At 47.0% G+C, this 20072-nt stretch carries 15 protein-coding genes; 7 read left to right on the top strand and 8 right to left on the bottom strand.

Annotated elements, in window-relative coordinates; genetic code table 11:
* Nucleotides 1–168: 168 nt before the first annotated feature.
* Nucleotides 169–1167 carry a cadherin-like beta sandwich domain-containing protein gene (locus BMY75_RS01785; protein WP_074828820.1) on the bottom strand — a complete coding sequence of 333 codons (999 nt, stop codon included), beginning with the start codon at nt 1165–1167 and terminating at the stop codon, nt 169–171.
* A gap of 70 nt (nt 1168–1237) precedes the next feature.
* Nucleotides 1238–2122, bottom strand: a complete 885-nt coding sequence (locus tag BMY75_RS01780; RefSeq protein WP_074828818.1) for a polysaccharide deacetylase family protein — start codon at nt 2120–2122, stop codon at nt 1238–1240.
* 195 nt (nt 2123–2317) lie between these two features.
* Here BMY75_RS01780 and BMY75_RS01775 point away from each other — a divergent pair, with 195 nt between their 5' ends.
* From BMY75_RS01775 to pepT, 4 genes are all read left to right on the top strand, one after another.
* Nucleotides 2318–4438, top strand: a complete 2121-nt coding sequence (locus BMY75_RS01775) for a methyl-accepting chemotaxis protein (protein WP_074828815.1) — start codon at nt 2318–2320, stop codon at nt 4436–4438.
* 29 nt (nt 4439–4467) lie between these two features.
* Nucleotides 4468–5544, top strand: coding sequence for a 6-phosphofructokinase (locus tag BMY75_RS01770; RefSeq protein ID WP_074828811.1), 1077 nt, complete (start codon nt 4468–4470; stop codon nt 5542–5544).
* Between the two features lie 51 nt (nt 5545–5595).
* A complete protein-coding gene (locus BMY75_RS01765) occupies nt 5596–5949 on the top strand; it encodes a hypothetical protein (protein ID WP_074828807.1) in 354 nt (117 codons plus the stop codon).
* A gap of 187 nt (nt 5950–6136) precedes the next feature.
* On the top strand, nt 6137–7363 hold the full coding sequence (gene pepT / locus BMY75_RS01760) for a peptidase T (RefSeq protein ID WP_074828805.1): 1227 nt from the start codon (nt 6137–6139) through the stop codon (nt 7361–7363).
* A 51-nt stretch (nt 7364–7414) separates the two neighbouring features.
* Here pepT and nadE read toward each other — a convergent pair whose 3' ends face one another.
* The 5 genes from nadE to BMY75_RS01735 form a co-directional block, all read right to left on the bottom strand.
* On the bottom strand, nt 7415–8164 hold the full coding sequence (gene nadE, locus BMY75_RS01755; RefSeq protein WP_074828802.1) for an NAD(+) synthase: 750 nt from the start codon (nt 8162–8164) through the stop codon (nt 7415–7417).
* Nucleotides 8161–8577: an NADAR family protein gene (locus BMY75_RS01750; RefSeq protein WP_074828798.1), complete on the bottom strand. Its 417-nt coding sequence runs from the start codon at nt 8575–8577 to the stop codon at nt 8161–8163. The genes nadE and BMY75_RS01750 overlap by 4 nt, the downstream gene beginning before the upstream one ends.
* A 20-nt stretch (nt 8578–8597) precedes the next feature.
* Nucleotides 8598–9356 (bottom strand): NUDIX hydrolase, encoded by a 759-nt coding sequence (locus tag BMY75_RS01745; RefSeq protein WP_074828795.1) that lies wholly within the window; start codon nt 9354–9356, stop codon nt 8598–8600.
* Nucleotides 9357–9454: 98 nt separating this feature from the next.
* A complete protein-coding gene (locus BMY75_RS01740) occupies nt 9455–10102 on the bottom strand; it encodes a hypothetical protein (RefSeq protein ID WP_074828793.1) in 648 nt (215 codons plus the stop codon).
* A 125-nt stretch (nt 10103–10227) separates the two neighbouring features.
* The gene (locus BMY75_RS01735; protein WP_074828790.1) at nt 10228–11187 is read right to left on the bottom strand and encodes a hypothetical protein; all 960 of its coding nucleotides are present in this window, start codon (nt 11185–11187) and stop codon (nt 10228–10230) included.
* Nucleotides 11188–11537: 350 nt separating this feature from the next.
* On the opposite strand from BMY75_RS01735, the gene BMY75_RS01730 reads away from it, so the two are divergent.
* The gene (locus BMY75_RS01730; protein WP_242940141.1) at nt 11538–13946 is read left to right on the top strand and encodes a right-handed parallel beta-helix repeat-containing protein; all 2409 of its coding nucleotides are present in this window, start codon (nt 11538–11540) and stop codon (nt 13944–13946) included.
* 433 nt (nt 13947–14379) lie between these two features.
* On the top strand, nt 14380–14562 hold the full coding sequence (locus tag BMY75_RS18205; protein WP_207646250.1) for a hypothetical protein: 183 nt from the start codon (nt 14380–14382) through the stop codon (nt 14560–14562).
* Between the two features lie 148 nt (nt 14563–14710).
* Here BMY75_RS18205 and BMY75_RS01725 read toward each other — a convergent pair whose 3' ends face one another.
* Nucleotides 14711–17659: a fibronectin type III domain-containing protein gene (locus BMY75_RS01725; protein ID WP_074828787.1), complete on the bottom strand. Its 2949-nt coding sequence runs from the start codon at nt 17657–17659 to the stop codon at nt 14711–14713.
* A gap of 508 nt (nt 17660–18167) precedes the next feature.
* Between BMY75_RS01725 and BMY75_RS01720 the strand changes: the two genes are divergently transcribed.
* On the top strand, nt 18168–20072 hold the full coding sequence (locus BMY75_RS01720) for a class I adenylate-forming enzyme family protein (protein WP_074828785.1): 1905 nt from the start codon (nt 18168–18170) through the stop codon (nt 20070–20072).

Raw genomic sequence — 20072 nt, 5'->3', positions numbered from 1 at the left:
GCGCCTTTTTGACAGGGGCGGTAGTTCGCTGTTCTCTTATTGCTTGCTCTGCATTTTGGCTTTGCACCTTGACCGAGAGGCTCTGCCTCTCGAGCTCTCCGCAAGCTTTTCGCGAAAAGCTTGACCAAAAGCTCTCTTCCTTGGCATTTTTCCACTAGTTTGCTTTTGCTATTTCTTTTTCTTCTTACCAAGCTTCATCGTCCAGTTTATAACAATGAAAAGCGCAACTATCAGAGTAATGAGTATTATCGCCAGTGCAGGATTCAGCAGTTTTTTGTATCTGTCCTCGGTACTGTCTTTTTTGCTGGAGTTGTTCTTATCCGACTTGTTTCCGTTCTCGTCCTTGGCACGGATGACCTTTACGGTATAGGTATTCACTGTGCCGTCTTCGGCGGTAACGGTGGCGGTGAGGATATTCTCGCCGTAATCAAGTTCTCCGCCCCCTGAGATGGTCACAGTGTCCGAAAATGCAGCCGCTGTTGCGTTCAGGTCAGCGGTCTCGCAGGAACTGTCGGCGTTGACAGTATACTCGAAAGTATCGTAGGAAAACTCGGGAGAAAGTTCACCTGCGGTGCAGGTCAGACCGATGAGGTAGCCTTGTACTACAGGCTGTTGTAACTGAGTTTGCTGAGGTATATCGGTAGTATCATCGACAGCTTCGGATTCGGTCGGATCGGTTGGTACATTTTCGTATGCGCTGGTATCGTCAGGTACATCGGCGCTGTCATTCGTATCGGGTGGAGTATCCTCGGCTGTTCCCTCAACATGGACGCTTGCGCTGGATGCGGGCTGTGCAAGGACTGAGCCGTCGGTCGAAAAAACATAGCCGTTGGTTAGTGTGATGGAGCTGTCACCCTCGCCGACTGCCGTGAAATTCAGCACACAGTCGATAACACCGCTGTCCTCACCGGGGAAGCTGTACAAGGTTATAAGTCCGCCGCCGCCCCATGCGTCGCCGCCTGTAAATTCGATAACGCTGTCATCGTATTCCAGTGATGAATTAAGATAGCCTATGTCACTGTCGGATTCTATCTTGACAGTCACGGTGAAATTTTCACCCACAGCAGGGGTTCCGTTAATTATGATGCTGTCGGTTGTATCTGCAAATGCTATCAGCTGCATCAGTGCGGCGGCAGCAAGGGCGATGCCGAAAGTTGATATCTTCATTTTATGATCTCCTTTACGGGAATTTTGACACCATTATTATACACCATCACAGCGCCGCGGTCAACTGTTTTCAAAAGTCTTTCAGCATATTTTCCATAAATGATAACGTGTCCGTCATACCGGAGCGGTTGTAACGGTTGAGTTTGTAAAGACAGTCGCTGTCGTTCTTTATTATGTAGTTTGGCTTTTCCTCCACTCCGAGGGTGGCTTCAAAACCCAGAGCTTTCAGGGTATCCTCGGCTTCATCGCAGTAAAAACCGTAGGGGTAGGTGAAGACGTTTGGTCTGAAACTGCAGTTTGCTTCAAACAGCTTTTGCAGACCGTCTATATCGCATATCAGTGCGTGGCGGTAATCGTCTGCTGATTCACCCTCTTTTTTTAGTATGCCACGCCTTTCACTGAGATTGTGCATTGAACAGCTGTGGTTGCAGAATTCGTATCTGCCGCTTTCACGCATTTCGGTGATGTCTTTCCAGCTTAGATACGAATACAGCGCCGACTGTTTCTCACCGCTTTCCGAGGCGTTAATGGTATAATCACCAACAACGGAAATTGTCGCCTTGTAATCTTCCTTTTTAAGCAGACCGTAAAGGTACTCGCGGTTGTTGTAAAAGCCGTCATCGAATGTCAATACTATCGGCTTGTCAGGCAGTTCACCGCCGTAGTTAACGTAATTTATCAGGTCGTTTACGAACACGGGTGTAAAGCTTTTCTCCTTGAGATATTCGATATCGCTTTCTATCTGGTCAAGACTTACAACATATTCACCGCAGCAGTCATCATCAAGGGTTATGCTGTGGTACATTATAATAGGCACGGGAATACCGTCTTTTTCTGGCTTTTTCTGCTCTTTCTCCTGCGACGCGAAGGTGTTTGTTATCCCCGCACCTACGGCTATCACTGCGGGTAGCAGTATGGTCAGCAGTAATTTGTTCAGCTTTATCGTTTTGAACATTGTATCTCCTCCATGTCTGCTGTTATATAATTACTATAATTACAGCGTTTTTTAGTATATATGCCGTTTCGGCAAAAAAAATTCAAAAAAAGCCGAATATAGGCTTGAAAAAATTGTGCAAATATGATATACTCTAAATATGTTGAAATGGTAAATTAAGCATTTTGATAAATTATTTAACGGGAGGATCCAGATATGAAGACGATCGGTACTAAATTGATGCTGATAATGTTCGTTGTGGCATTGATAATCATATCCGTTCTCGATGCTGTGGCGATAACTGCCATCAGCAAGACTACCAAGGATTCGGTAATGAGTTCTGCAAAACCTCTTTCGGTACAGGGCGTTAAGAACTTTGACAGCTCTGTTCAGCAGTACATCACAGATATGTCAAGGTCTGTCAGATCATCTGATTTCAGCCAGGCTGCCGGTGAAGCGTCTATGGTCGAGGTCATTAAGAACGGTTTTCCCGAAAATGTCAGGGAAGATATAACCTGCGCAATAATGGGCGCTGAGGGTCAGACCCTTTATTCTACAAATGCGGGACTGACCGATATGATAAAAAGGGAAGAAATAGTAAATGCTGTGTCTTCAAATGAGACCTGCATCAGCGACCTTTGTATTGTTGACAGTGGCAGCGACAAGCAGCAGTACTTCTATATTCTCCAGTCGGCATTCAGGGATGGAAAATATATCGTGGCGGCTTCCGTGATAGATACCTCTTCGCTGTACGATATTTTCTCTGCTTCGGATATCGGTCATGAAGGCTTTGTATGCCTTGTGGACAAGGAAGGCAATGTACTGATGCATACCGACAAGTCGCTGGGTCTCAAGCGTTTCAATCCAATAAGGGAAGAGGGCAGTAATGAGGAATACAAGTCCTTTGCTGAAGCATTGAGAACTGTTACATCGGGCAGTGATGATTCGGGCGAGTTCAAGCTTGATGATAAGAACTATGTATTTGGCACATGCAATTCCGCTTACTTTGATTCGACAATGATATACGCTCTTACTCCGGGCGATTTTATCGGCACTTCTTCGGGTATGTTCAGGACGATCGTTATATGCGGCGTTATACTTCTGCTGCTGACGGTATTCTCGTCGATGTTCTTCTCCAGACGTCTTTCAAAGCCTATTGTATCTGCGACTGCACGTATACGTGAGCTTGCCCAGGGCAATCTTTCCGCACCTGTTGACGTATGGTACTCAAAGGATGAGCTGGGCGTACTGACAAGCTCCCTTGAAGAGACGATAGTATGTCTGAGACAGTACATCAATCTGATAACCGTAGCCCTGAACCAGATATCCGACGGCAACCTCTGCCACCGCATGGAGGGTACTTTCAAGGGTGATTTCCAGCAGATAAAGACCACATTCAACGATATCCTGAATTCGCTTTCAGATACATTCGCATCTATAAATACAGCCGCTGAACAGGTTAATACGGGAGCTGTGCAGGTGTCCAATTCGGCACAGTCGGTTTCACAGGGTTCAACTCAGCAGGCGTCTGCGATAGAAGAACTTTCCGTTACCCTGAAAGATGTTTCAAAGCAGGTCGAGCAGAACGCCAACGACGCTAAGAACGCCAATACTATCGTTACCAGAAATGCAGAAGCCATCGGCTCATGTAATGACGATATGACCAATATGCTCAGCGCTATTAACGAGATAAGGATATCCTCAGAGGAGATATCCAAGATAATCAAGGTCATAGACGAGATAGCTTTCCAGACCAATATACTCGCGCTGAATGCCGCAGTTGAAGCTGCCCGTGAAGGTTCAAAGGGCTTCGGTGTGGTCGCAGATGAAGTAAGACGGCTTGCTTCACGTTCCGCCGAAGCGGCAAAGCAGACAGCTTCACTTATCGAGAATTCCTCGGCGGCTGTACAGAAGGGCTCACAGATCGCAGAAAAGACTGCGGAATCCCTTGGCAGCATAGTTGAGGGCTCCGAAGAGATACAGACCCTTGTAAAGAATATCTCCGAAGCATCGGAAGCGCAGACGGAAGCTATCGCCCAGATAAATACAGGTCTCGGACAGATATCCACCGTAGTTTCAGCGAATACTTCCGCTTCCGTGGGTACAGCATCTGCCAGTGAGGAGCTTTCAAGCCAGTCGCTGATACTCAAGAACATGATAGCAAGATTCAAGCTGGGTGAAGAACCAAAGTCCACCGGCGGTATCTCAAAGTATGACTACTCAGTTCCCGAAGAGAATTCCTCGATTCTCAAAAACAGAGTTATGCAGCTGACTGGTATGGATCTTGACGATGATGACGATCAGGCATTTTTAGACGATCTTGATGATAAATACTGACGAAGATAACAGAAAGGATATGATCAGATATGAAGAGAAGAATAGGTATACTCACAAGCGGCGGCGACTGTCCCGGACTTAACGCGACCATCAGAGGTGTTGCCAAGGCTTGTTATGAAAAATTCGGCGAGGACGTTGAGATAGTCGGTATACATGACGGTTATTTCGGTCTGATAAATGGTCTGTGCAAAGAGATGAACCAGTCGGATTTTTCGGGTATACTCACCACGGGCGGAACTATCTTCGGTACAAAGAGAACACCTTTCAAGATGATGCAGGTAATTGAAGACGATAAGGTCGATAAAGTCAAGGCGATGAAAGCTACCTACAAAAAGCAGAAGCTGGATTGTCTGCTGACACTGGGCGGAAACGGCACCCATAAGACCGCTAATCTGCTGAGTTCAGAGGGTCTTAACGTTATCGGTCTTCCCAAGACCATCGACAACGATATCTGGGGCACAAGCGTGACTTTTGGTTTCCATACCGCTGTGGATACCGCCACCGATGTTATCGACAGACTGCACTCCACCGCTAATTCTCACGGACGTATCCTTGTAGCTGAGATAATGGGCAACAAGGCTGGCTGGCTGACCCTCTATTCGGGAATCGCTGGCGGTGCTGATATGATCGTCATCCCCGAGATACCTTACGATATCGAAAAGCTTGCGGCAGCCTGTGAGCGCCGTGATTCCAAGGGATTCTCCATCATGGCAGTAGCTGAGGGCGCTTTCGATAAGGAAGAAGCTAAGATGAAGAAGAAGGAGCGTGCTAAGCTCCGTGCTGAACAGGGCATTACCACCGCTACCGCTCGTATAGCAAAGCAGATCGAACAGATGACAGGCAGAGAGACAAGAGTATGTATACCCGGTCATATGCTTCGCGGCGGAAGCCCTTCGGCTTATGACAGAGTACTTGCTACAAAATTCGGTGTACACGCGGCAGAGCTTGTTGCTAAGGAAAAGTACGGCTATGCAGTTGCAATGATAAAGGAAGTTGTATCTGAGAATAAGCTGGAAGATGTTGCAGGAAAGACGAAATTCGTGCCTGAGGACGACCAGATGGTGAAGTATGCTAAGGCATTGGGCGTTTCGTTTGGAGATAAGTAATTGTAATTTTCATTATGGCTTAAATATTATAGAAAGGTCTAAGTTTTTGTTATGAACAAGGAAAATGTCACAGAGTTGATTAATACTGTAAATATTTATGACTTACATGAGTACAAATATAAAGATAGAATTCTACTATTTAATGGTAAACTATATCAATTATCATCAAAAGAGCAATTTGAAGATAATAAAGATTCCCGTGATAATTTTTTAGTTGTAAAGATAACTGATGAGAACTGGCTTTATTACAAGTATACTCCCAAAGATGATTCTATTTTAGCAATTCAGCTAGAACAGTATAAAACAAATGAATTATTGAAATCAATTAATTCGAAGTTGACTTTTTTTGTTATCTTAACAATTATTGGAATCATTACATCAATTATCATGAATTTAAATAAATAATTTAGAAGTAGTTTTCAAAAAAAGACCGAGTATTTTTCCGAATGTAAATGATACTATAATTATAACCCGAAAGTTTTGTGATAGCTTTCGGGTTTGTTTTAAGTATGCTGATTCAATTTTTCGGATTATTATGCTTGAAATATGCTATATTATTATGCTATAATTTAATTGTTAGGAGTGATACTTTTTGAACGAAGTAATTGAAAGATTTCTAAAATACGTAAAGATAGACACCCAATCCGATGAGGACGCACAGACCCAGCCCAGCACTGCCAAGCAGTTCTATCTGGCAAAGGTGCTGTATCAGGAACTAACAGACATGGGTGCGAAAGATGTGTATCTTGACGAAGCGCATTGTTACGTATACGCAAGGATACCCGCCAATGACGGTGGTATGCGGTCGCATACGCTGGGATTCATCGCTCATATGGACACCTCACCCGAAGCATCGGGTGCAGACGTAAAGCCAAGAATAATCGAGAATTATGACGGCGAAGATATCACGCTGAATGAGGAGCAGGGCATAGTGCTGAAGACCTCGGTCTTCCCTGAAATTAGGGATTATATCGGGCAGACGCTTATCGTCACCGATGGCACGACTTTGCTGGGTGCTGACGACAAGGCGGGTGTGGCTGAGATAATGACCATGGCTCACTGTCTGCTTTCCGATGACAGCATAAAGCACGGTGAGATAGCCATAGCTTTTACTCCCGATGAGGAGATCGGCGCAGGTACGGACAATTTCGACCTTAAAAGGTTCGGGGCGGACTACGCCTACACCGTTGACGGCGGCGGAATAGGGGAGCTTGAATATGAGACTTTCAACGCCGCATCTGCTGATATCACCGTGCGGGGCGTGAATGTGCATACGGGCGAAGCCAAGAACAAGATGGTCAACGCGGCTCGCATCGCGGCGGAGTTCGACAGTCTTCTTCCCCCTGAACAGAAGCCCGAATTCACCGAGGGCAGGGAAGGGTTCTTCCACCTTATGAACATCGATGGCAACACCGAAAGTGCGTCTCTCTCGTATCTTATCCGCGACCATGACAGGACGAAGTTTGAATCGAAAAAAACCATGATATCCAAACTTGTGGATATCATGAATCTGAGATACGGCGAGGGTACTGTCACCGCAGAGGTCAAGGACACATACTACAATATGCGGGAGAAGATAGACCCCGATTTCATGTTCCTTGTGGAGAATGTTTCTGACTGCATGAAAAAGCTGGGCATCCAGCCCAAGATACAGCCTATCCGCGGCGGCACGGACGGTTCAAGCCTTTCATTCAAAGGTCTGCCCTGCCCGAATATCTGCACAGGCGGTCACAACTACCACGGCAGATACGAGTACTGCTGTGTGGAGTCCATGGAAAAGATATGCGACCTGCTTGTAATGCTGACAGAAACTATATAAGCGAAAAAGGCACTTCCGCAGCAGGAAAGTGCCTTTAATATTATCATGAACTTATTCGGGATCGTATTCAAACTTCGGCATGGGCAGAAGCTTGTGGAGGTTTCTTGCGTGCATACCGTCGATGCGGGCTTTCAGCTCAGGCTTGTCGGAGAGGTCGGTCTCTTTTCTGATATAGCTGTCAAGCTCGGCATAAGTGAAACCAAGATTATCCTCGTCTGTCTTGCCGCAAAGACCGTCGATAGGAGTTTTGTGAGTAAGCTCGTAGGGGAGACCCAGCTCGTCACCCACAGCGATCACTTCGCGTACGCAAAGCTCGGAAAGGGGGCTGAAATCGCCAGCGGCATCACCGAATTTGGTAGAATAGCCAACCCAGTCTTCAGACATATTGCAGGTGTTCACCACACGTCCGCTGACACAGGCTGCAACTGCGTAGAGGGTGCTCATTCTTATTCTCGGGGGAGTATTCACCCTTGCCTGCTCGGAGATCTCAAGAGCATTGCCAAGCTCGCTAAGAAGAGCCGAAACTGTACTGCCCACATTTATCTCGTAGCTCTTTATACCCAGATGTGCCACCAGCTTTTTGCTGCAGTCAATATCGAACTGCTCGCCCTGAGGCATCAGCACGCCGATGACTCTGTCCTTGCCCAGTGCTTCAACGCAGAGCGCCGCAGCTACGGAGCTGTCCTTGCCGCCCGAAATGCCGATTACTGCATTTGTGGTGGGTGTTGCATTTGCCTCAAAATATTCTCTTATCCATTTGATAACGTCTTCCTTTACCTTTTTTGCATCGAAATTGCTCATTGTCTAAGCTCCTCCCTTATCTTCATAAGTATTATCCCAAGGCGGTTCTCGCCCTGTCCGTTGACTTTTCCCCATATCCTGTCGCCCCAGCTGTTGCCTTCAACAAGATCTTCATTGCCTGTGGCTAACAGCTTGCGGGTAAGGTCATCATTCTGGGTGAATTTTGCCTTGCATATCTCGTACATCAGATCTGTCTTAACATCTTCCCAGTCCGCACGCAGGCTGACTTTTCTGCCTGCCTTTTTAGCAGCATCGGGGTCAAGCAATGCAAATCTCCTGCGCTCGTCCTCATCGAGAGTCTTCATCGCCTGAAATGCGGCTTCGTTGTTAAGATAGGTGATGCCATCATAAGTTACTTTGCTTTCGTAAAAATTGCTCAGGAAAAAATATTCATCTTTGAATCTATCGATCATACCGACACCTCTTTATCGGGTCACGCCTTTCGGTAAAGTCTCGATGTCCTGTGTGCCGCGGCTTCATCGAAAAGCTCTGTTTCCGCGAGCTTGCCTATCACTTTTTTTCTGAATCCCTGGGGGGAAAGATGTATCCCCGTTATGGCTTCGTATGGCTGCTGCAGGTCGGATATGGTGAAGTATTCGGGCATAAGTCCGAATATCATATCGTGATTTATGACCTCGTCACGCAGTTTCAGGAATGCGTCAAGTATCATCTCGCCGTGGTCGAATGCCAGTTTATCCGACCGCATACGTCCGCATGAATTCTCGTATACTACCTCGCCGTCGTCGTGAAGTTTCAGCGTAAGACCGTCTTCGGTGCTGGTTGCTTCAAGGTCCAGCCAGTGGGCTGATTCAGCATCAGAACCCGCCGCAGTGGAAAGCTCAACAGTGTTGGTCAAAGCTATAAAACAGCAGGAGATTATCCAGCCGCGGGGGTCGCGCTGGGGCTTACTGTATACCCCGAGATTTATCAGCTTGGGTTCATTCACCCCTGCTTCTTCCTGAAGCTCCCTTATAGCCGCTTCCTCGATGGTCTCGCCCTTTCGCAGAAATCCGCCCGGCAGTGAGTAGCTGCCCATGAATGGCTCTTCGCCGCGCCTTACCAGCAGAAGTTTCAGCTTCTTCGTGTCAAGAGCTTTCTTATCCGCCGACTTTATACTGTCGATACCGAAGACCACAGCGTCTGCCGCCACAGATGGTCTGTCATAATTTTCAAGTGAATACAGGTTGCTCACCTCTCATTGTAACAAAAAGATACTAACTATTGGTTTATTACAATATACCACTTTTGCATCGAAGTGTCAATATAAATATATTACGTTTTATGATTATATTATTCAAGCAGATCTCCGCCTGTTTTGCTTTTGTACATCTCATAAAGGCTCTTGTTCTGGTCGGCGGGATTGATATCAACGTCCTTGGCGTTGGCTTTCCAGCTGTTGTCATCGGGCAGGATACTGTAAGCGATATTGTGCTGTATCCACTCGTAAGCCATGTCCTCAGGCTCGCGGTAGCTTTCGCCGTCACTGCCGTGGATAGGGTGTATATCAGCCAGCGCCCCGCATATAATTATCATATCCGCTTCGCAGGTTATCTTGTAGGAATCTACGATCTTCCAGTTGTCGGTGGAGTATATTGCGTTATATACCTCGCCGTCATAAACAAAGGTATAATTGGTCTCCCAGCCGTCAACATCGGTAAGCTGCAGGTCATCTGCACTTGTAAGCAGAGCTTTTTCTTCCGCGGCTTCTTCGTTCATCTCGGTTATTACTTCCACAGTGTGTTCGGCAGATGAGCTTTCCGTGTCTGGAATATCTGATGATTCGGAATTTGCTTGCGCAATGCTTGCAGACGAAGTCTCTGTTTCGGCAATAGATGAATTTTCAGCTTTTTCCGAATCGGCATCATTACGAGAAACAACACTTCCGCATGATGTAAACATACAACCGATCAATACCAAAAATAAAATTCTCTTATTCATTTTAATCTCCTTAAAAAAATGAATAATGAACAAAAGGAATCCGCGAAGCGAAATCAAATCGCCAAAGGCGATACCTTAATTATTCATTATTCACTATTCGTTATTCATTATTCATTGAGCCTGCATTACTCTTCTTCGTCTTCGTACTTTACGGGCTCGGTGGTAAGTCCGGGGTCATTGGTCTCTTCACAGCGGGCGGTGATATCCTCAACTATGCGCTGGTATATCTCAAAGCTTTCATCGTAGTATTTCTGCGCCTCGTCTTTGCTGAGACCCATGGTATCCTGTGGTATACGTATGGACATATGAACGTCATTTGGCATAAGTTCGTAATTGAATTCCTCAGCCATTACCTTTGAGTTGAAGCTGAAACCATCTTCGTCTATGTACTTGTTATCGGGGAAATCCTTGTCGAGGTCGGTCTTCATTACTGACATGAATTCGTCTGAGGTGTGGGAATCGGTAATGACTATCATGCCTTCACCTGTTTGTATCTCTGCAAGGAATTTCTGCGAATAGGTGCTTTTGGTAACAGTATCCATCTGCCTGCTGATATTTATGACTATCACACCAACATGTACATAGCCGTTGCCGTCAATATCATCGGTGTACTTTTCAAAAAACTCCTCTATCTCTTCTGTGCGCAGGGTGAGGTCGTTGTCGGTGATGACCATAACACTGATGTCGTCGCGTTTTCTTGTAGATTCGGAGTAGATCAGATAGCCCAATACCACCAGTGTGATAAATGAGAAGATCACGATAAATTTGTAGTGATACCAGAAATTCGCTACCGCCGCTTTGCCGTGGGGTTTTTCATAAGCTTCATCTTTCTTTGTAAACTCAGAATCCTCTTCGGAGGTCAAACCCGATTTCATTTTCAAAAGCTCGCGGCGTTCCTCTTCTATCTGGCGAGTGCGCTCCTTTTCAGCTTCACGCTTGCGCTTTTCGCGTGCAGCTTCTTCTGCAGCAGCTTTTTCCTCAGCCTGCTGTTTTTTCAGTCTTTCTTCCTCGGCGAGCTTTTTCTCGTATTCGAAATCCTCTTCGTCAACGTTCATTTCATCTATATTGATATTCTTTTTTGCCATTTTTCACTGACCTTTCAATTAAAAATATACAATTATTATAAACGAGATTTATTGACTTGATATTAATTAATCATGAACTTAAAAACCCTCACAGAATTTTCACCCTATGTCTTGAAAACCCTTAAATTCAATGTCTTGACAAAAAATAGCTTTGGTGTTATAATTTATCTGTGTAAATATTTTCAGATGTCCGCCGACATAAATATATATAATTCTCGTCGGGCAGAGTTTATAATAGGATTATAATAACCGGAGAAGATAAGCGAAAGGATAGAGGCTAAGTGAACTTGAAGAGTTTGGTGCGCGTCTTGTCTGTGTGGACTGCTGCTTTATCAGCGGCGGCTCTGCTTATGTCAGGACGCTTTATGCTCACCGCAAGCGCCTATGATTACAGCGTAATAAGCGGCAGTCATGCAACAGGCGCAAATATAAGCGGATATGATTCCGCCATAGCGGTCAGCGTTACCGACCTTGGTGCTGATCCTACAGGCAAAAAGGATTCGTCTGCCGCTATACAGAAAGCACTTGACTATGCAAAAACAAAGGGCAGCGATTCGGTGCAGGTAAAGGTCATAGTACCCGAGGGTACGTACAGTGTGCGCAAAGGACTGTATGTAAGCTCAAATACATGGCTTTATCTGGATAATGCCACCCTGCGCAAGGATTTCATTGGCGGTGTGCTTCTTATGAACAATACCGACGGACACGGCGGCTTTGACGGCGCAAGGAATATCGTTATCGAAGGCGGCTGCCTTGACGGAAATACAGGGGGCGGCAGTGTAAAGGCTTTTTCTGCCATACGTATGGGTCATCTCCATGATCTTTGGGTAAAGAACGTTGAATTCAAGGATAACTACAACTGCCATATGCTGGAACTTGGCGGCATCAAGAATGTCACCATAGAAGGCTGCAGTTTCCATGAGTACTACGGTCAGAAATTCAAAGAGGCTATACAGTTCGATATCCTCAATAATGCAAACCTTTTTGACGGCTATGCACCTTTCGATGATACTTCCTGCGATAACGTCATTATCAGGAACAACAGCTTCTATGACATCATGCGCGGCGTGGGTTCACATTCCGCTACGGTGGGCAAGTATTACACCAATTTCTATATTGCTGACAATACATTCAGCAACATCTACGAAACTGCGATAGTTATGCAGAATTACCGCTGCTGTTCGATCGAGAACAACAGTATGACAGGTGTTGGCTGCGGCATCGACTTCAAAAATATGACTTCCATGGAATATTCGGGATATTATACACCTGTGGCAGGCTATGACGGCGTATATGACAGGATCAACGATTTTTCCGATGTGGTTATCAGCAACAACACTATCAACGCAAATATAACAGGTTACTGTGACAATCCTTACGGAATAAGCCTGTATGGCAAGCTTGTGCAGAACGGCAGTCTGCCCGACCACGACTATAAGGTCAGCGGTGTGCATATAAGCTCAAACAATATCACTACTGCCGGTTCGGCTGTACAGCTGAACGACGCGACCGGCGTTTACATTGATTCAAATGTTATCGGCACACCTTCTGACGGCGACAAGAGCGGCAGCAGTCTGGTGAGCCTTAAATTCTCAAACGATGTTACCGTAAGCGGAAACAGCATAATCGGAAGTTCTTCCGATGCTATCTCCATTTTAGGCGGCAAAGGCGGGGTCATCAAGAAGAATTCCTGCCTTTACAGCGCAGGCAGCGGTATCTCGGCGGACAAGAGCGCTGAGGTCACCATTTCGGGAAATACCGTTGAAAATTCTTCCCAGAGCGGTATATATATAGCAGGCAAATCCAAGGCAGAGGTCAGCAAGAACACCGTCAAGACAAGTTTCAGCGGTGTTGCGGTTGAGGGCGCTTCGGGGATAAACATCACTGATAACACCATCACTGGCTGTACTGATTCGGGCATTTTTGCTGCCGATGATTCCAGCGCTTATGTAAATGCTAATAATTTTGTAGAAAATAAATGTGCAAATTATAAAGGAGAGGTCTACGCTATGCCTGTGACCGCTTTTGCGGCAGACGGCATTTACGGCGACCATGTCCAGCTCTCATGGAAGAGCAAGGGTGGCTCCGACGGATTCTCAATAAAGCGCCGACTTGCAGGCAGCGAGGAAGATTTCACCGAGGTAGCACAGGTATCAACACCCTCTTTCTCAGACGAATCTCTACCACAGAACACTGTTTTTGAGTACAGGGTCGATTCTCTGCTGGATACGGGTGATACTGTTACCGAGAGCAGTTCAAAGGTGCTGAATATAAGGACTAAAGCTTCTCTCAGCGGGTGTACCTGTGATATCAGACCTGTTTACAGGTTCACAGGCAGGCACATCGAGCCCGATATAAACGTGACTCTCCACGGTGCGAAGCTTGTGCGCAATGTTGATTACATCATCAAATACTACAACAATATCTCCGTCGGTACCGCGACTATTTCTGTTACGGGCTGCGGACAGTATTACGGCTTCAAGGAATTTGAATTTGACATAAGTCTTTCTGAGGGTTATGTACTAGCCGAAAGGGCATCGAATGATCTGAATTTTGCAGGTGACAGCATCGAGCGTTATGAAGTGCTTGCTTTTTCTCCTGACAGTATTCCGAATTTGACGGCACCTATAGCGAACCGCGAGAGTGACAGTCCTCTGATCGCTGAAATAAACTCAGCGAAGAACACAGATGAACTGAGGATCGTATCCAGAAGAATGACAGGTTCAGCTGTGATGCCTTGCTTTGATGCATGGTATTAAAAAGCAAACTAGATGAAAACTGCCAAGGAGGGGAGCTTTTGGTCAAGCGTGGTGCGGAAACAAACTAGCGCACCAAACAAACTATGCCGCGAATCAAAGCGCGCGGTCAAGCCTCGCGCTAGCAGGCTTGCGGAGAGCTCGAGAGGCAGAGCCTCTCGGTCAAGGCGCAAAAGCGACGCGGAAACTGTGCTATAAATAGAACAGCAAACTCCTGACCAAACAGGCGCGGCAATAACAAAAAAAACGAGCGTGGACAATACGACCGTCCACGCTCTTTCTATGTCCGTAAAAAAATTGCCGCGCCTGAAATCAACGGCGGCAGCTCGTTGATTTCTCGACCCGTAAGGGGCGACAAAACGTCCATCGCAGTTCTTTGGATAAGAGTACCGAATAAAATAAAATCGGGCTTTTCGGGTATAGTCGGAAATTTGATGTGGTCGATAGCTTGCTAGTTTTCGCCCCTCGTCCCTCGGGTCGAGCTGTCAAAAACGCTTCGCTGTTTGACAGCGGGCGCGGCAATATCTCACGCAGAAAGAAAGAGCGTGGACTGTTCGATTGTCCACGCTCGGATTTTTCATATTGCCGCGCCTTTTTCGGAAGTTCGCTGTGCTTTTAAAGTTTGCTGTGCATTTTGGTTTTGCACCTTGGTGATTGAGGGCTCTGCCCTTAACAGTCAGCTTTGCTGACTGTGGCTCCCCGCAAGCTTTTCGCGAAAAGCTTGACCAAAAGCTCTCTTCCTTGGTAGTTATATATCAGTTCGCTTTTTACTTTATAGTCACTGTAACCGCATTCTTGATAGCGTTTGCAGTATCCCATGTGCCGCCTACTCTTGCAGCGATAGCAACCTTATAGGTCATGCCGGGTGTAAGATTCTTAGGTGTTACGAAGCTGTTTGTGGTTACGTTAGATGTCTGGACTCTCCACTTGCCAGCCAGGTAAACTGCGATGCCGTACTTGTCAGCGCCCTCTACCTTATCCCATACGAACTGTACCTGATGGTACTTCTCGCTGTAATTTACCTTGATGTTGGTGGGGTATGTAACCTTGCTTGCAGCCTTGGGTGTAACGGTCACAGCATTGGGGTAAGCGTAATTGGTGTACCACTTGCCCTTTGCGTATGTCACAACAGCAAACTTGTAGCTCTTGCCTGCTGTCAGGTTCTTTACAGTGTAAGAAGTGCTGCTGGTCTCGTCTATCTTCACCCACTTGCCGTTCTGATAGCCGTATACAGCGTACTTAGTTGCGTCGGACATCTTGTTCCAGCTGAGCTTAACGCTGTTTTCCAGAGCCTCAGCGCTTATCTTGGGGATCCTTTCATCATCAGTAGGAATAGTGCTTCCGCTTGTAAGCTTGCCGTAAACTATACCACAGCCGACAGTTGACATATAAACCTTGCCGAATTCGTCCATATCGCCTACGAGGTAGTTGCCGTTACCTGTACCGCCGTAGAGGTGGTCAGTGTTGATGCAATCCCAGCTCTTGCCGCCGTCAGTTGAGCGGTAGATGCCCTCGGGGTCGGATTCTGCGGGTCTGCCGTACATATAAAGGGTATTCAGACCGCCTGTCTTTTCAGGTGCGCCGTAGCCTACTGTCTTAGCGTAGAATACGTTATCCAGCTTCTCGATGCTTGCGCCCTTGTTGGAAACCTTGTACATACCGTACCAGCCGCCTGCAACGATTATGGAGCCGTCGCCCAGATATGCGGGGTCGCCTGAGCTGTCGCACATATCGTATCTGCAAACAGTCTTTGCGGTGAATGTTGCGCCGTAGTCGGTGCTGATGTAGAAGCTGTAGTGGCACTCGTCCAGAGTAGGCTCTTTCTTGGTCATATCAGAAGCCCAGTACTCGTTGTACTTAACGCCCGAAGCGTAAACTATCGAAGGATCCTTGGGGTCAACGAGAGTGTAAACAGTCTTTGAAGCGTCGATGCCGCTGGACTTGTTCCATGTCTTGCCGAAGTCGTCGGAGTAGCTTACTGCGCCGTTAGCACTGGTATTGATTATCCTGTAAGTACCCTTTTTCAGCTCGGTGATGGAGAGCTTGCCGCCTGTGCAGGCAGGAGTGAATGCTGTCCATGTCTTGCCGCGGTCGAGGGTGTAATAAGCACTGCCTGTGTTGTTGCCGTCGCCGTTTGCGGTTCTTGCCCATACATCGGTGTTCTGGGGGCATACTGCGATAGCAGATGTTGAACCCATGTTGGGCTGATACTGCAAGCCTATCTTGTTTTCCTTCTCGTGAACGAAACCGTCGTAGTCACCGATAGCGGAAAGGTCAAGACCATCAGCTGTGCTGACAAAGTCCAGAGAAACAACTTCCTCTATTCCGTCGGGGTGGAATGTGAATGTAGGCAGCTTATCCTGATCGGTGCTCCAGAGATTTTCACAGATGAATACGCCGTTGCCCGATGTGATGAACATTCTGTCGGAGTTGCGGGGGTCGGTAACAACAGTACCTGACCAGTGGATAGCCTTGTCAACTATCCAGGAATAGCCGCCGTCCTGGAGATAGTTGGAAACCAGAGGCTGGTTCCAGCCGTGTGTCTGTCCTGGGGAGAAATTCTGCCATGTCTTGCCGCCGTCAAAGGAACGGAAGTACTGGTCGCCCCATGCGGGACCGTGTTCCTCTGTCCATGCCTGCCAGAGCTGAGACTGCCACTTGCCGCAGGTGCCTGCGATGAGGTGGTCGGGGTTGTTGGGGTCAGCCCATATGGAGCCCAGACCGTATGCCGAATCAAAGATGGGTTCAGCCTTGCCTGTTTTGGGGGAATATCTGTATCCGCCGCCGCTTGCGCCGTTGAATGCCAGACCTGCGATATAGGTTATCAGCAGATCGCCGTTAGCGTCAACGTTTATCCTTGAGGGGAATACATCAGTAGGCAGATCCTTGCTAAGAACGCTGTACTTGTCGTCCTTGACGTTTGCAACGTGAACGTTAGCAACACCCTTAATGGAAGTACCAACGTATACCTTTCCGCCTGTGATAGCGATGTTAGCAACGCCGTTCTGGTTGTTGTAAGCATCGGAAGTTACTGAACGTGCGTTGATGTTGCCCCATGTAGGCCACTTGCAGGTCTTGCTGAAAAGTCCCAGATCGTCATAGCCGATAACGGGCTTCCAGGTCTTGCCGCCGTCGGTGGACTTTATAAGTGCTGACAGTGACTTGTCGTCGCTCATAACGTCGCCGCCCGCATAGATGATATTGGGGTTGTCGGGGTCTACTGCGATGGACTCACCGCACTGTCTGCCGTCGCCGTTGCCCATTACCTTTATAAGGCTGGTAACGTCGATCTCGGTGAAGGTCTTACCGCCGTCGGTAGTCTTGAAGATAACGGTCTTCTCGGAAGAGAAGTAAGCACATCCGCAGAGGAAGTACACGGTATCATCATCAGTAGGGTCGATAGCCATAGCGTCAACGCTCAGCAGACCGCGGTCAGCTTCGTTGATGAATCCGAAGAGCTGCTCCCAGCACTCGGTGTCGTAGTTGTACTTGTAAGCGCCGCCTACGTCGGTCCTTGCGTACATAACTTCCTTACCGGTAACGATGCCCGATACGAATCCGCCGCCGCCTATCCTCAGCGTGCCCCATTCCATGGTCGAGGATATGTCCTGAGCGGAAGCCTGAACAGCTGCGATGCTCATACCTGCAAATGGTACAGCAGAAGCTGCCATGCTCATTGCGAGAAGTCCCGCGAAAGTCTTCTTGAATAAATTCATAGTTTAACCTCCCTGATCAAATTTGGGTTGTAGTTTTTCACCTATTATGTTGTTATTTTAACATAGTAATATTTCAAGAATACGGTTAAATTTTGAACATTTTTATATAAAATAATAGAATTCTTACCTCGGATATGAAAAATTGAAACAAACCAGAAACAGTTTCAAATGTTCATATAAACTAAAAAACGTGCGCTTGTGAGCCTTGGGAGAGGGTGCATTGTAAACGATTAAGGGGCGATGATAGGCGGTTTTCACTTTGTTACCAAATGTCTTAAAAACGATTAAGAATGATTTAAGGAAAAAGTAAGGAAATCGTTTAAGGAGTTAAGGACTATTTAAGAAATCGGTGATATACTGATAACCGTCGGGAGGAGAGACACCGACAGGGGAGATTTATTCAACGACTTCATAGAAGTGCATTTATGATGTCGTTGAACAAACCAAAAGATCCCAACCACAGGAGCATACATATATATACCGCTCCCAAAAAAGAAAGGACAAAACTATGAGGACGACAACACAGATCAACACAAGCACCATTGAGAGAAAGTTCCCCGAGTGGGCAAAGGTAGACCGCGTCATCAACGGCGCAAAGATCTACAACATGAATATTTTTGATAATATCATGACCTTCAATCAGGACAACCTTGACGGACCTGCCTTTGACTATTTCGGCAGGGTGATAACTTACGGCGAGCTTCCCGCACTGAGAGAAGCTTATGCCAGAGGACTGAAGCTGGCAGGCGTTAAAGAGGGGGACGTTGTTACCCTGTGTATGCCCGTAAGCGTTGAGAACCTGATGATGCTTTTCGCCGTTAACCTTGTAAAAGCTATCAGCAACAACGTGAACTTCCTGTTCCTCAAAAACGATTTCGAGCTTTATACCAAGGACAAGGGTTCCGAGGTCATCGTAACGCTGGACGCATTCCTGCCCTACTTTGTTGACCATCTGGCAAACAGCGGTGTAAAGAAAGTCATCGTGATGAACCTTGACGATTATCTCCCTGAGGATAAAAAGGGTATGTTCCTTGATACCTCGGAGATGCCCGAGCAGATGCAGGAAGTATTTGATATCGGACAGATAATGGAGTGCCTGAATAATCTGGATAAGATAAAGGGTGTTGAGTTTATCAGGCTGGAAGACCTGAAACAGGCAGGTGAGGACAGCGATATCCCCCTCGACTTAGGTCCCACCGATCTTGACCGCGATATCAGCTACTTCTACACCAGCGGCACCACAGGCAGACCCAAGTGTGTGGTATACAAGGAATATTCCATGAATGCTTATGTTGAGATGCACGCAGGACTTGATACACAGAACTACGTGGGCGAAAGAAACTTCCAGTGCATACCCCTTACACATATGACAGGCGAGAGAGTCTGTGCGATAATGCCGCTGGTAAGGGGCGGTACCCTCGTCCCCAGACCTATCTACAACAAGTACACTTTCGCAAGAGATCTCTCCGAGACACAGTGCAACTGCGTTGTGGCTACTGCAAGCTTCTATCTGATGAGCGTAAGACAGGGTGTGCTTTCACCTGATGCGCTGTCCTGCCTGAGAAGACCTGCTTCGGGCGGCGAGGCTGTTAACGTCAGCGCAGTCAGAAAGATAGACAAGTGGCTGAAAGACAACGGCTGTGAAGTAAGATATTCCATCGGCGGCGGTGCAAGTGAAGAGGGCGGTGCTACTCTGGTTACATACTTCATGGACGAAGCCACCAAGACCAACGAGACAGGCAAGCCCCTTGACCCATATATCCGCGTTAAGCTCCTGGATGATGATGGCAATATCATCACCGATAATGAAGTTCCCGGTAATCTCCACGTTACAAGCCCCGCAGCAGCTGACCGCTACCTCGATAATCCCGAAGCTACCGCGGCACGCTGGTACTTTGATGAAAACGGCACAAAGTGGGGCATCACAGGAGATATCGCAGTAAGGCACGCTGACGGTTCCTACACCATTCTGGGCAGAGGTTCTGATTCCTGCGTTGACGAGAACGGCAAGAGGATATTCCTCTTTGAGATAGAAAGCTCTCTCGATGAGAACGATCCCATCAGCGAATGGGAGATAAGCGCATTCAAGAATGACCGCGGCGGTCATGATATCGTAGGTCAGATAATCCTCGACCCCGACCGTGCAGAACCCACCCCCGAGCTTGTTGAATATATCTGCCGCAAGTACAACCTTGACGCTGTTAAGTTCTACAACGAATTCGAGATAGGTGAGATAACAGCAAAGAGAGATTATATACTGCTTACTCACGATTACAGTGGATACTATGCGCCTTGCAGCAAAAACCATATGATGTTGATAAACTATTCCGAGAACGGCGACACTGTAAAGATCAGGGTCAGAAAAGACCATAAGATAGAGATAAACGAAAAGAAGACCAAGGAGGACAACTGA

The sequence above is a fragment of the Hominimerdicola alba genome (assembly GCF_900109655.1).
Taxonomy (GTDB): domain Bacteria; phylum Bacillota; class Clostridia; order Oscillospirales; family Ruminococcaceae; genus Hominimerdicola; species Hominimerdicola alba_B.
The sequence above is the reverse complement of the archived record's forward strand: the minus strand, read 5'-3'. Positions and strand labels throughout refer to the sequence as shown.

Excerpts from the sequence above, each read along its gene's own strand:
- BMY75_RS01785 (WP_074828820.1), bottom strand. The coding sequence starts at position 1,167 with ATGAAGATATCAACTTTCGGCATCGCCCTTGCTGCCGCCGCACTGATG.
- BMY75_RS01780 (WP_074828818.1), bottom strand. The coding sequence starts at position 2,122 with ATGTTCAAAACGATAAAGCTGAACAAATTACTGCTGACCATACTGCTA.
- BMY75_RS01775 (WP_074828815.1), top strand. The coding sequence starts at position 2,318 with ATGAAGACGATCGGTACTAAATTGATGCTGATAATGTTCGTTGTGGCA.
- BMY75_RS01770 (WP_074828811.1), top strand. The coding sequence starts at position 4,468 with ATGAAGAGAAGAATAGGTATACTCACAAGCGGCGGCGACTGTCCCGGA.
- BMY75_RS01765 (WP_074828807.1), top strand. The coding sequence starts at position 5,596 with ATGAACAAGGAAAATGTCACAGAGTTGATTAATACTGTAAATATTTAT.
- nadE (WP_074828802.1), bottom strand. The coding sequence starts at position 8,164 with ATGAGCAATTTCGATGCAAAAAAGGTAAAGGAAGACGTTATCAAATGG.
- BMY75_RS01750 (WP_074828798.1), bottom strand. The coding sequence starts at position 8,577 with ATGATCGATAGATTCAAAGATGAATATTTTTTCCTGAGCAATTTTTAC.
- BMY75_RS01740 (WP_074828793.1), bottom strand. The coding sequence starts at position 10,102 with ATGAATAAGAGAATTTTATTTTTGGTATTGATCGGTTGTATGTTTACA.
- BMY75_RS01735 (WP_074828790.1), bottom strand. The coding sequence starts at position 11,187 with ATGGCAAAAAAGAATATCAATATAGATGAAATGAACGTTGACGAAGAG.
- BMY75_RS01730 (WP_242940141.1), top strand. The coding sequence starts at position 11,538 with ATGTCAGGACGCTTTATGCTCACCGCAAGCGCCTATGATTACAGCGTA.
- BMY75_RS01725 (WP_074828787.1), bottom strand. The coding sequence starts at position 17,659 with ATGAATTTATTCAAGAAGACTTTCGCGGGACTTCTCGCAATGAGCATG.
- BMY75_RS01720 (WP_074828785.1), top strand. The coding sequence starts at position 18,168 with ATGAGGACGACAACACAGATCAACACAAGCACCATTGAGAGAAAGTTC.